Annotated in this window: 8 protein-coding genes; 4 read left to right on the forward strand and 4 right to left on the reverse strand. The window is 60.7% G+C overall.

Translation table 11 applies throughout. The annotated features are described in order from the left end of the window. Window positions 1-201 precede the first annotated feature (201 nt). Window positions 202-1,566, forward strand: coding sequence for an MATE family efflux transporter (locus ACK28C_RS04565; protein WP_409152521.1), 1,365 nt, complete (start codon window positions 202-204; stop codon window positions 1,564-1,566). 215 nt (window positions 1,567-1,781) lie between these two features. Here the strand turns inward: ACK28C_RS04565 and ACK28C_RS04570 are convergent, their stop codons facing one another. The 4 genes from ACK28C_RS04570 to ACK28C_RS04585 all read right to left on the reverse strand — a co-directional run bounded on the left by ACK28C_RS04570 (window position 1,782) and on the right by ACK28C_RS04585 (window position 10,696). Further along, the gene (locus tag ACK28C_RS04570; RefSeq protein ID WP_409152522.1) at window positions 1,782-2,981 is read right to left on the reverse strand and encodes a sigma-54-dependent transcriptional regulator; all 1,200 of its coding nucleotides are present in this window, start codon (window positions 2,979-2,981) and stop codon (window positions 1,782-1,784) included. 77 nt (window positions 2,982-3,058) lie between these two features. Then, a complete protein-coding gene (locus ACK28C_RS04575) occupies window positions 3,059-3,919 on the reverse strand; it encodes a hypothetical protein (protein ID WP_015556896.1) in 861 nt (286 codons plus the stop codon). Further along, complete coding sequence (locus ACK28C_RS04580; protein WP_015556895.1) at window positions 3,916-8,502, reverse strand: DNA-directed RNA polymerase, beta subunit/140 kD subunit; 4,587 nt, start codon at window positions 8,500-8,502, stop codon at window positions 3,916-3,918. The genes ACK28C_RS04575 and ACK28C_RS04580 overlap by 4 nt, the downstream gene beginning before the upstream one ends. After that, a complete protein-coding gene (locus ACK28C_RS04585) occupies window positions 8,495-10,696 on the reverse strand; it encodes a hypothetical protein (RefSeq protein WP_208873619.1) in 2,202 nt (733 codons plus the stop codon). The genes ACK28C_RS04580 and ACK28C_RS04585 overlap by 8 nt, the downstream gene beginning before the upstream one ends. 181 nt (window positions 10,697-10,877) lie before the next feature. Here ACK28C_RS04585 and ACK28C_RS04590 point away from each other — a divergent pair, with 181 nt between their 5' ends. The 3 genes from ACK28C_RS04590 (at window position 10,878) to ACK28C_RS04600 (ending at window position 12,780) form a co-directional block, all read left to right on the forward strand. After that, window positions 10,878-11,513 carry a hypothetical protein gene (locus ACK28C_RS04590; RefSeq protein ID WP_409152523.1) on the forward strand — a complete coding sequence of 212 codons (636 nt, stop codon included), beginning with the start codon at window positions 10,878-10,880 and terminating at the stop codon, window positions 11,511-11,513. Window positions 11,514-11,563: 50 nt separating this feature from the next. Further along, complete coding sequence (locus ACK28C_RS04595) at window positions 11,564-12,040, forward strand: hypothetical protein (protein ID WP_409152524.1); 477 nt, start codon at window positions 11,564-11,566, stop codon at window positions 12,038-12,040. Between the two features lie 68 nt (window positions 12,041-12,108). Then, entirely contained in the window at window positions 12,109-12,780 is a 672-nt protein-coding gene (locus tag ACK28C_RS04600; RefSeq protein ID WP_208873615.1) for a lecithin retinol acyltransferase family protein, read from the forward strand. Window positions 12,781-12,943: the final 163 nt, after the last annotated feature.

A 12,943-nucleotide genomic window follows, 5' to 3' on the forward strand; every position in this document is an offset into this window, starting at 1 on the left:
AACATCACGACATTTTAACGTAAACGAGTTTGAAAACGACGAATCCCCCTTGCACAGGCGTTTTAAGGCACTCGACGTATGTGCGGCGTTCGTAGGCGGGGTACCTTGTCTTTTTCCGTTCGAGGGAATAGAGTGTTGACGCTTTGCCGGCGAAACAAAAATCCCGGAGCACGGGAAATTGTTAAGAAGGGGATGCGCAGCATGGACAAAAAAGAGAGAATTCGTCTGATGGGGGAGGGAAACGTCACCGTGGCCCTGCTTCGGCTCGGAATGCCGATGGTCGTCAGCATGCTGGTGACGGCCCTGTACAACCTGGTGGATACCTACTTCGTATCGGGGCTGGGCACCGTCTCCGTCGCCGCGGTCTCCGTGGCGTTTCCGTTTTCCCTGTTCTTCGTGGGGTTGGGGCTGACCTTCGGCGCAGGGGGCGCGTCGCTCATCTCCCGGCTGCTTGGTGCGGGGGAGAGACGGCGGGCGGAGGCCGTGGCCTCGACGGCGCTGTTCACGGCGATCGGGGCCGGGGTTGTCGCCGGGGCTCTGTGCCTGCTTGCCGTCGTCCCGGTTCTGCGCCTCATGGGGGCAACGGAGACCGTTTTGCCCCACGCGCGCGTCTACGCGGTGCCGTTCATACTCAGCGCGATCCTCGGCGTGGGCAACGTCGCGGCCGGGAACCTGGCCGTAGCGCAGGGGGCGGCCGGAACCTCGCTGGCGGCGATGACGGTCGGCGCCGTCCTGAACATGATTCTGGACCCCATCATGATTTATTCCCTGGACATGGGGGTCCGCGGGGCGGCGGCGGCCACTCTGATCTCTCAGGCGGTCACCGCTCTCCTCTACCTCCGCTTCTTCGCCGGGGCCGGAAGTTACCTGCGGCTCTCCCTCAAAAACTTCTCCCCGACTCGGAGAATCTATGCCGATGTCCTGAGCGTCGGGAGCTCCGTCCTGCTGCTGCAGCTTTTCTCCGCGCTCTCCATGAGCCTGCTCGTGAGGGCAGCGAGCGCTTACGGCGACGAGGCGGTCGCCGCGGTGGGGATCGTCCTGAGGATCGTCACGCTCGGCATGTTCGTCGTCTTTGGGTTCATCAAGGGGTTCCAGCCGATGGCGGGCTTCAACTACGGGGCCGGGAACCTCGCGCGTCTGAACGAGACCGTCAGGACCTGCCTCCTCCTGACCACGCTCTTCTGCCTGGCCTGGACGGCTGCGATCCTGTGCCTCTCCGGGCCGATCCTCTCCCTCTTCAGCCGCGACGCACGCGTCCTCGCCGTCGCCGGGCGGGCCCTCCTCGCCAACACCGTCCTGTTCTTCTCGCTGGGTTTCCAGTTCACCTGCTCGACCCTGTACCTGGCCTGCGGCAAGGCCCTGGAGGGCGGTTTTCTGAGCGCGGGGCGCCAGGGAATCTTCATGATCCCGCTGCTCCTGGTCCTCCCGCGCCTGTTTGGCCTGGACGGAGTGCTCTACGCCCAGGCGGGCGCCGACCTCCTGACCACCCTGGCGACCCTGGCCCTGATCCGCAGGGGCCTGCCCTCCGCTGAGCCGTCGGAGCCCGGAGGTTCCGGCGCTTCCTGAAGAGCGGCGGAGCGCACACAGGCGCATGGGTTCCGGCAGCGCCAGGAAAACGGGTACAGCGTATTTTTTGGTCCGTTTGAGGAGCTTCGATCCCCGGCACTCGATTACCGAGGAAGACCGTCTCCGGGAAAAAGTTTGGGGCGGTCTTCGCCTTCTTCAACTGTGACTTCGGGCCGAGGTGTCGACGGCAAGGAGGAACGCCCGTGCAGGCTGTGTCAGTCCGCGAAGTGCCTGAGGCACAGGCATTCCGACGCGGAGGCGACGGCGCGCCGGACCGACTGCCGGAGCAGGAAGCGAAGCTCCCGGAAGTTTCCCGGAAAATTGCGGCGCTCGATATATTCAATGGCGTCGAGGCTGATAAAACGGACCTTCCTGTCGGGGTTGACCTCCTCGTCCTGCAACGTCAGACTGACAAGCAGCCGCAAGTCCCTTTTTCGCTCCCGAAGGGGAGGGATCGTGATGACGTGATCGAATCGGCAGAACAGGTCCTCGCGAAAATCCCCCTCTCCCCTGTCGATCCTCCTGTTGGTCGCTGCAATGACGACGCAGGGAGCGCTTACCTTCTCTGTGGTCCCGCGCGGGAGCACGTTGCCGTCATCCATGTAGGTCAGGAGCCGTGTTTGGTTGCGGGGTTCCATGTCCCCGATCTCGTCCAGAAAGACCACCCCGCCTTGAGCTGCGACGAAGACCCCAGGACGGTCCTCGTCGCATCCCGTATAGGCCCCCTTTTTGGAGCCGAAGAGCTCGATGTCGATCAGGTCGTTCGTATAGGCCGAGATGTTCAAACGCTTAAAGCGATTCTCCGCACCGGGGAACAGGACGTCTGCCGCAGCGCGCGCCAAAAGAGACTTGCCGCAGCCCGTCTCTCCAAGAAGCAGCAGAGATGGGGGACGCGTATTCGGCGTCAGAGGCAGTCGTTTTCCGATGTCACCGAGGGCGTTCTTAAATTGACGGGCCATCGTCCGCGTCGAGGGGTCCGAGAAAAGGCTGACGAACCCGACCCGATGTTGGGCCGTGAGCTTTGCCTTCCAGTCTACAGGCTTGCGGAAGCTTTCCTCCGCACCTCCCCCCTGCCGCATGGATTCGCGGGCGAGTTCCTTGACGGCGGAAGCGAGATCGCCGAATTCCTCATAATCCCACTTTTCTCCGAGCCTTGACAGACGGAAGAGCCCTCGCACATCCCATTGGGGATCTGCGAGGACATCCGCCGTGTCGTCATTCCATTCGTCGTCCTGCAGCAGCAGGATTGTCGGCATGGGACCTTTATCCAGAGGCTTGCAGTTTTTCAGCGTTTTCGGGGACGCGATGACGAAGAACGCGGATTCAATGTTGGGAACAAAGTCGTAGCCTGGTTCCCTGAGTTCTTCCTTGCCTGAGGTGCTCAGGCTCTCGAAGGCCTTCTTCAGAATCTCCATGCATTCCTTATATTCTGTCTTTTTTCTGTCGAAATGCAGGTAGATGCCAATGCTTCGCTCTGTCAATTTTTTATTCGTCATTCGACGGATTCCCCTCCGCTCCAGATATCCCATTTTGACCATTCGGCCAGCTTTTTACGTTGGAGCGTCGAAGGCGCGTAGTGAAAATCGGTTCCCGCTGAAGCGTTCAAGTCCTTAAAAAAGGCGTTGATCTCATCGGGAAGCCAATCCTTGAGCAGCTTCCATTCCGGCCTGCCGATGCCCCGCCTCTTCAATTGCATCTTGAGCCATTCCCGTTCCAGAACTTCCGGATTCTTTTTCCCCTGTCCCATGATAAAAAGATCCAGAGGGGTCAGCGTCCGCTCCACAATCAGCCCCACCCGGCCAAGCTGATCTATCCAGGAGACGCCCTTCCCGTTTTCCTCGTTTCCCCTGCAGGAATCCGAGGGCGTGCAGGAGCCGGAGGATACCGGGGAGGGTTCGTCCGCATTCATGCTTTGCTTTGTGAAAAACTCCCGAAGGAGCCATGGGGCCGTTGTCTCCGGGAAATCCGTCCCCATCTGTGAGCGGAGGTAGTCGAGCAGGTTCTGAAATTTTCGCCTGAATTGCTCCCGCTGCGAAAGGTGATAGCCAAACCGGTCTGCGGCCCAGACGATGCGTCCACCGCACCACAGCCAGATGGGTCGGACCAGGGTGGAAGGACGGGCCTCTCCCTCATGGTACGACGAGTCGCTGTCCAGGTCGTCGTCTGGCGCCTCGTCCTCCTCGTCATCGGAAGCGTCGTTGACCTCCACGTCCAGCTCCTCCTCGAAGCGTTCCTCGTCCGGCTCCGTGTCGTCATGGATAAATCCCCTCCCGGTACGAAAGGCGACGTTTTGCTGGACAGCCCGATTCCCGGCGACCTGCCGGGGCGTGGTCCCCACGATCTGTCGAGTCATCGATCCGATCCTCCCCAAAGCAGTCTGCTCTTGATGGTCTTGAAATCGTCGGTAAAGGACGCACCCCCCAAAAGGGGTTCGATACGTTCATGGGCCAGGGCGGACAGATAGCGTCCTTCGCTGTCTGAGGCCTCCGCGTCGAGCCCCCGCGCCAGGCTCTGTCTCAGAGCCAGTTCATAATGGATCAACGCCTGCGGAAGCTCTTCAAAGGCATCGCTGTCGCCCTTCGCAAGGACGTCCAACATTTTACCAAGGCGTTTTTTTATGTCGTGCGTTTCGGGTCCCTTGATGAAGTTCTCTCTCAGGCCGGCGATTTTGTTATCGTTATCCTTTTTCCTGTCAGCGCTTTTGTTGTCCTTTTGCGGGGCGGCGATTTTGTTCCCCTGGGGGCCCCCGCTGACGTCGTGAAAGCGTTTCATCGCCAGCTGTGTCCCCCGTTCCCCTATTGCCTGAGCGGCCGTGAGGCCGACGAATGCGCCGATCTCGACGGGGTGGGGGATATCCAGAGGTTTTTGAGACAGGTCTGCGCCGCAGCAGAGCGCACAGACCCCCTCGTCCGGGGGACACGCACAGAAAAGGGGGGAGCGCAGAACCAGGCGGTTCTTGTTTGCCAGGAGATGCTCTTTGAGCTCATCGTCCGAGATGTCGAGACCCTCCTTCCAGAAGGCGAGGACGGCCTTCAGGTCGTCTTTGCTGAGAGAACGCGCTGTTTGCCCTGCAAGCGTGCGCCCCCAGGCCACTCTCTCCAAGTCCCGTTCGAGCTTCCCCAGGGTGGGCAGGGTAAAGGTTTCCCCGTCCAGTGACAGGGTCAGGCACTCTTTTTGCTCCATTCTGGAGTACCCCACCTCAAGACCCTTTGCCGTTCCGCAGTCCTCGCGCTGGACCCGAAGCTCAAACAGCCCCTCGGCGAACTGACGTGACAAATACCCGGCCTCGGCGACGGCCAGTTTTTTCTGCGCCATGGAGTCCCGCGAGGGGTAGCTGTAGAGAAACATCTCGTCCTCCGTCAGGCCCCTCCAGAAGTTTCCCCGGATGTAGGGTTTGTCCGGAGTGCCCTTGATTTTGGTGATCTCTCCGATGGCCCACGTCATGTGGCGCACGTCGCGAACCTTTCCCTTGGCCCCGGACGCCACCATCCGGGCAAGTCCAAGGTCGGGGCGCTCCCTGAAGAAAGCCGCTATGGCCGCCTCGGCGTCCTCTTCCTTTTTCCCCTCCTTACAGGGCAAAAGTTGATCGAGACAGGCGGCCAGGCGCTCGAACTCCAGAGGGGTCAGGGTCGCCGCCCCGGTCGATGCGCTGCATACGGCGTGTTGCAGCCTCCCCAGCAGGGCGCTGCGCTCCGCCCAGGAGCGGGAGGCTGTGTGCCGCAGAAGGACGGGCAGGAAGTCCTCCAGTTTTTGGGGGCGTTGGCCTGTGGGGTCGTCGAGACCGGCCTGAGCGAGCCATTTGTCCCTGTCCGCCTTGTCCAGGTTCCACCAGCCCAGGGCCAGGTCCAGCCCCGAGGCCAGGGCGGGAGCCCCGGTCCCGACGAGGCCGGGATCGTTGGGAAGGGAAAATTTTTCGAGGCTCCCTGAGCTGGGATGGGGGAGAAACACTGCCATGGTGTCCCCATCGAAATCGGCGTTGAACCCCGCGGTGACGAACGGAGGAAGTCCGATGACGGGCTCGTTCCAGCAGCGGACCCGAAACGCCTGGAGGCTGTGCCGGTGCAGGCTCGGCTGGCGCACCAGAAAGGCCCAGAGCTCGTATTCTGTGCATAATTTCTGGTCGCAGCGCTTCGCCTCCTCGTCGGACCATTCCCTGCAGAGGGGGTCGTTGACGTAGGAACGGACCTTGAACGGAGGTTCCGAGAACAGGCTCCCTGCGCGTTCGTCCTCGTACCCGTCCAACAGTTCGGTCAGCATCATCAGGGGCAGACGGACCTCGTGCAGGGCCAGGTCCGGGCAGGGCACGATGACGGCGCGGGCGGAATGGTTGTAGCGGCGTCCCAGGAGGTGGCGCCGCGGCACGCCCTCCTTGCCGGACAACAGAGCGACGAGCTGTTCGCGGTAACGAAGGAACGCCATAAGCTGCTTCTCTTTGCCCGTGGCGTGCAGAATTTCGCTGAGAGCGGTCCTCAGGCCGGGGAAGAGCCGCAGGAGCTTCGGGTCAACGTACAGGTTCCCCTGAGAGCCCAGGAGAGATTTCAGTTTTTTGGCTTTATCAAGGAGGCTTTTCAGCCTTTTTCTGGCCTTGGGGTCTTCTGTGTTTTTGAGTTGGGCATTTTTCAATTGCTCGATTTGTTGGTCCAGGAACGCTTCCATGGAATGGGGGGACCCTTTGGAGTCCGGGTCCTTATAGCAGACAAGCTTCCCTGCGTCGTCCGCGTTGCCGTCGTCCCGGGTGCGATTCAGGAACGCTCTCAGGGATTCCGGTTCCGTCTTGTCCTGCTTGGCGGAGGCTGCTTCCGGCGCCCTGCTGACCCGGAGGACGTCCCGGCCGGCGTCAAGCGTCAGGCCGAGCGACCGGTAGATCCGCTGCATCAGGTCCCTTGTCCTGGCGAAATCCCCGGTGAAGTGTGCGCGCATTTTGAAAAGGACGTCGTCCGCCCCGTGGCTCAGAAACGACCAGTTTTCCATCTCGCCAAGCCGCTGGCCGGTTCTGGAACCGCACACCGCCGGCTGTCCCGATGCCTCCTGGATCGGCCCTTCGGCTCCACGAGCCTGAAGCTTTTTCAGGGCGTGGTGGTGCAGGCGGCAGAAATACTGCCAGCCCGCAAACGCGCGAAATTCCCGATGGCCGTTTTCCGTCGGGATCGACACGGGGAAGGCCCCCCATTCGTCCGCGCCGGCGCGGCGCATGAGTTCGGACAGGTTCTCCTTCTGCTTCCCCTCCAGTTCGTCGTCGTCCGGTATTCCCTTCGGAGCGGATTTCAGAAGAACGGAATGCGTCATCTCCCAAAGTTGCCCCAGGTTTTTGCGCCCCATGATCGAGCTGGGAGAGATGATCAATTCGGCTCGATACTCCCTGCCCCCTATGCGCACCTTCGGCATGGCCTCATCGGCAAGGATGCGGGTGACGACCCCTTTGTTGCCGTTCCGGCCCGTGAGTTTGTCGCCGAGTCCGAGAGGGCGCTCCACGCGAAAGGTCCATGTCAGATCCAGCGTCACGCGTATCCCTCTGGAATTTTCCGTTCCCGATGGACGGGACAGCCTCACGTCAACGTGAAAGCCGCCCTTATCCAGCGTCCCCGGCGCGTGGTGGTCGTAAAGGACCCGGGGCAGGGGGCAGGGCTTGAGTGAGCCGTGCCGATCCCGCTCTTGAAAGTTAAAGGCAGGAATCGGCAGCGGGGCGCCGTAAAGGTAGCGAGGCTCCGGGACCGGGGTGCTGTCACGGATGGCCGAAGCGATATCGGGGACGTTGAAATCGGCCTCCCGAATCCACCGTTCGCAGGTTTTTCGGATCGTGTGCGTCCCGTTCCGGATAAAGAAGTGCCGGGCCAGGGATTCCGATACCACGAGCCCGTCCTCGTAGGTGTAGCCCTCGAACGGCATGACCAGGGTCAGAGCGTTCAGTCCAATGGGGGGGCTGAGACGCCCGTTCGAGTCCAGAGAGCCTTTGAGGGCGGGAATGAAACGCGCGCGCTGTCCCTCCAGGTATCCGGGGACGATGGGAGGCTCCGCACCCTCGATTTCGATCTCGGCCTGTTTCATGTTCTTGCCGCCCATCATCAGACGGGGACCGTCCGTGTGAAGGGGGTAGGGGATCATTCCAACGGCGATGGAAAAGAGGTAATCGTCATTTGGCTTGATCGAACCGTCGTTTTTCACCTCGGCCCCTGCGGCCAGTTGAAGGTCCAGTCCCGTGCGCTTGGACTCAGGGGTCTGGAAGGGACAGAGCCGTCCTCGGTGGCTCTCGTGCGGCAGGCGCAGCCTTCCGTGGCTTTCGACGCCCCAGAGCCCGATGCAGACCTGGCGCTGCCCTTCGAGCCTCAGCAACGGGTTTTCCCGATGGGGGGACCCGATTTTCGTCAGCAGGCGATGGCGTTTCCGGGAGCTGACCCAAAGCGCGTTGAGTCCGGCCTCCAGGCGGACGAATGCCTTCAGGTTGACCTTATCAGCCTCCACGGAGTGGGCAAACTGCCCCCAAAGCCGTTCTGCGTCATGCCACCAGAGCTGGGAAACCCTCCCTTCATCCAGATCTGGAGCAAGTTTTAGCCGTGAGCGATCCGTTTGGTAAGCGCTGGGAGAATTTTCCTCGCCCTCCCCGCCCTCCGTCCTGGAAAAGCCTTTCAGCGTGAAGATATGGGCCGAAGCCCATTTCGTGTCCGTTGCGCCGTCTGTGAGGTCAACAAACACGTGGGGTTCGGAGGGAAGCAGCCAGTGCAGGGTCAGAGAGCCGTCCTCGCCGAACTCGGCGGCCAGTTTCCGGAGCCTCTGGCCCTTTAAGGTCAGGCACAGCATCCGGAATTCCTGAGGCCGCTCCAACGCCCTTTCCTCAACGGCAACGGAGATGCCGCAGGGCAGAAAATCCCCGAGAGACCGTTCGAGGGAGCGGCTCAGGGAAGCCCATTCCGGGACCTTCAGTCTCCGCCCCTCAGTCATGGGATCCCTCCGTTGAGGTCCTGGCCTTGAGGATCAGGTGCTCCTCCAGGACGGATTTCGCCTTTTTATATTCGCCCTCGATGTCTTGTTCGATCGACTCCATGATTTTTGCAGTGTTTTCGTTGCACATTGTGGCATCGACAGGATACAGCCGAACGCTCACCTCTTTATCCGAATCCCGGACCGGAAGGACGAAGCCGACGCTCTGGTGCTTGTAGAAGTGCAGGAACTGCTCCCACTTGAAGGCGACGCGGTTGGCCAGGGACAGCCCGGCGAAGGACAATGCCTCCTCGGTCTGAATTTTCCCCCAGTCCCCTTTGGCCCGATCCTCCGCAGACGGGTGCTTCTGACGGAGGGCATCGAGGGCTTGGAACACCCCAAGGTAGATGGCCCTGCAGGACGTTTTGATAACCTCGTCCTCGTCAACGAAGGTCCCCTCGAGCACCTGTTTCACGTCCAGCCTGCTCGTGGCCTGTTTCAGGTCTGAAAAAGGCTGTGCGATCTGCTGCGGTAGGGCGAAGGCCTCGAGCTGGGCGCTGAGAAACTTTGCCTCGTCCTGCGTCCGGTCGAGCCGCGCCCTCAGGTACTCCCTGCTGATGACGCGGTCGGACTGGACGTCGCAGCCGTCGATGACTCGCAGCAGCGCGGTCGCCTTCAGGATGCCGTCCGCCGTGAAGGGAAGGTCCACGTTTCCGAGGGCCTCCTCGAAACGGACCTTGAGAGGGCGGAGGGTTTCCTTGAATTTTTCCTCGCCGTAGAGGAGTTTCCCGACGGAACCGATGAGTTCGGAGGGCTTCCCGTCGCCGTCCATGAGCGCCGTGTAGCCCCTGTGGTGCTCCGATAGAAAGGGCACGCAGAGTTTGAGAAAGCGGAAGGGGTCGCAGTCGTGTTCCTCCCCGAAAAATCTTTCGGGATACTGGCGGAGAAGCTCACCCGTCAGGAGGTGATGGACCTCGCGCACCGCGGAGGGAAAGAGCCCCAGGGGAAACGGGGTGCACCGCCCCGGCGTGGGTCTGACGGGGAAGGAGAGCGCGGTGTGCCCGATATCGTGGAGGTAGATGCTGGCGATCAGCAGGGCCAGCAGCTCCGGTTTTTCGGGGTCCTCCCCCAGGCTCAGCAGCGCTTCCATCTGGGGCCCGGCGCAGCGGAAGAGGTTCGAGGCGAACTCCATCAGGCGCTTGGAGTGGCGGCGGCTGTGCTCCACCGTCTCGGGGATCTGATCCCCCATCCACAGCTCGGCCCAGTTCTCGGCAAGGAGCCTTTCCAGGTGCTGAGCCAGACGGCGCCCCCTGTCTCCAGCGTTCCGCAGGCGGTCGAACAGGGCCGCCCCCGTGCCGCAGGGCTGACGGCGCCCCCTTTCGTAGCTCTTGATGAGCATGGGGGCGAGGGGGCGCGTGTCGGAGACCCACTGGGGGACCCCCAGGTTCGATTCCAAGTCTTCCCCGGTCTGGCCCTTTCGTGAACCGATGGCCTTGAGCAGGCTGATTTCCTCATCCAGCGTCCCGATCGCATAGCCCAGGGGGATGTGCATGAGTTCGAACGCCTGAGGGCCATTCTCAAAAGTGTACAGGCAGGGTATGGAGTGAAGTTGCGCGTACATCACCGCGAAGGCGACGATGGACTTGTAGCCCCCGGAGGTGCAGAAGACCGGCTGTTCCGGTCCCTTCTGGTCCACTTGGCGGTCGAATTCCTCAAAGAGCACGGCGACGGAGCGGAGAAATTTTTCGCGGTCTGCGACCTCGATCTTGGTGGGGAGGATGTCCTCCAGGCCGCATTGTATCCTTGTGGGGAAGAGATGTTGGGCCGCGTTGAGGTAGATGCGGGCGGCGTGGGCCGTCAGCCTGGACGGGACGTCCTCCGAGGGGAGCAGCACGACGTGCAGGGTCTCAATCTGTTCCCGGTTGTCCTTGAGCCAGTGGACGAGCGTCTGGATCTCGGCCGTGGGGAATGTGAATTCGTCGAAAGTCTGAGGCAGGGCCTGGGAGTCCAGAAGTTCGATGGCCTTGAGCCGGCGGGGATTTCCCATAGCCCCCGTCCGCATTAGCTCGCACAGTGGAGAATCCAGGCCCCCTTCCGATTCCTGCAGCAGTTTTTCATTGTTCTTATTATCCCACAACAGGTTTTTGCCGTCGTTACAGCGATAGTTGAATGAGGTTCCGACGGTACAGATCATCCGCACGTGCTTTTTGTCCACGGTCCTCGCCCCCATGTTCGATTCGTATCCAAGCTGGCATATCATCTTCTCGTTATTGTACTATACTTGGGTGTACACGGCAGGGTATTCCTGATTTTTCACTGATATATCGTCTATATGAATAGGCTTTAGCGAATGGGGTCCATGAGGACGGATTTTAAGGAAGGATGGTGTGAGTTGGATGAAGACAGAACCAGCGGGCCTTAAGGGGGACGGGTCGATGAGGGCGTTGACGGTGACCACCTGCGGAACCAGTCTCCTGACGAATGGAGCGGACCGGGAGGATATTCCTTTCCTTCGGAGCAACGCCAACAAGCGGGAGGAGGAGTACAGCGCGGAGGACAGGGGCAGACTGCTGGCGTTGGTGGAGGAAAGGCGAGGGCACCTTTTGTCCGCGAGGGATGAGGCGGAGATCCGCAGGCTCTCGGCGGAATTGAACGGCTTTATCGGGTGCTATCGCAGGGCCGGAGGTTTGGCGGACGCGGCCGGCGATATGCATTTCCTGATCTGCACCGATACCTTCCAGGGGCGCCTCACCGCAGGTTTGTTGAGCGACTGGGGGGAAAAACGGGGCATCAAGATGACCGTCCAGCCGATCGAGGACCTGAACACCCGCGACATGAGCGCTTTCAGGCTTGGGATCAACAATCTGGTGGAGTGGTGCAGCGCGGTGCTGCCAGGATACCGCCAAGCGTCGTGGCGTATTCTGTTCAACCTCGTTGGGGGCTTCAAGTCGCTTCAGGGCTACATGCAGGCCCTGGGGATGTTCTACGCGGACGAGACCCTCTATATTTTCGAGGCCGGGGGGAGCTTCTGAGCATCCCAAGGCTGCCTGTAAACTTTGACGAGAGCGCCAGGCGGTCGGTTGTGGACAACTTCTCCGTCGCCCGGCGCCTGACGTGGCAGTCCCTTCCCATGGAACAGTGCTCCGGGCTGCCCGAGACGATGCTGGATATCGTTGACGGCGAGTGCACCTTCTCCGCCTGGGGGAAATTGATGTTCGATCAGGTTTCGGCGAAACTGTACGGCGAGAGGCTGCTTCCTCCGCTGTCGGACCGAATCCGTTTCAGCAGCGCAACGGAGAGCGAGGCCGGCAAGCTGGACCCCGACAAAAAGGTCCTCTTGAACCGGGCTATCGACAACCTGTCCCGTTTCCTTGAGAACGGGACCAACCTGAGCAGCTTCGACTTCAGAGCGCTGAAAGGAGATCCAAAGGAGGACTCCACGCACGAGTTCAACCTCTGGTCAACGCAGAATGCCTGGCGGGGCTTCTGCCACTACGCCTGCGAGGAGGGCAAAAAGGTCATCGTGGTGGACTCCATCGACGCAGGGATCGGGCATTAAGGTATGGCGGTCAGGAAGGGGGATCGCCCGGAGCACGGTCCCCCCTTTGGCGCTTTTAATTTCGACGCGTGCCGTGCTTCGTCGGGGGCGGCAGGGAAGGATGGCTTGTATTCCAGGAATGGAACGAGGAGGGAAAAGCTCTCATGGTTATGAGAAATCAGGAAAACCTCAGGAGGCTTGAAAACGGCGACGTCATCAGAGTGTACAGGAAGTCCTTTCACTACGATCACTATGGAATCTACGTGGCGATGGACAACAGCGTCATTCACTACACGACCCCCAAAAAGGAAGGGGACGGTAATGATTCCGGTATTTGCGGGGATAGTTGCGGGATAGTCCGCGAAACCAGCCTGGATGAATTCCTGGACGGCGCCGAAAGTTTTGAGGTCTGCCGCTACCCCGAAGAGGGGTCGTGGCGCCCTCTGTGGTGGGCACGGGAAACCTTCGAGGTAAGGCGCGACGAAGTAAAGAAAAACAGGCCGCCCTTCTGTGAAATGGCTCAGAACTCTCCGGGGGGCCAGGCAGTGCAAAACGCGAAGAGTCTCCTGGGAGAGAATAAATACAACCTGGTGTGGAACAATTGCGAGCACTTTGCCGTTTTCTGCCGGTATAACTATCGTGCTTCCGGCCAGGTGCAGGGCTGGGTGGGGGCAGCGGCGGTATTCATTGCCATTGTTGTTGCCATTCCTCTGGCCCTCTTGGAGCTCGGAAAAGCGAGAAATGAGGACTCAGACAGCTGAAGTCTCCGATCCCGCTCCTGAATGAGCGGTCGAGGGTACACAGGGGAGGGGGCGGGCTTCCTTCGTCGGGTATTGTAAGGGGATCGCCAGAAGCACGATCCCCTTTGAATACTTTGATTTTGAAGTGTGCGGCGCTTCCCCTTTAACGCCCTCTCCTGTGTCC

Source organism: Fretibacterium fastidiosum, from assembly GCF_964642095.1.
GTDB lineage: Bacteria > Synergistota > Synergistia > Synergistales > Aminobacteriaceae > Fretibacterium > Fretibacterium fastidiosum.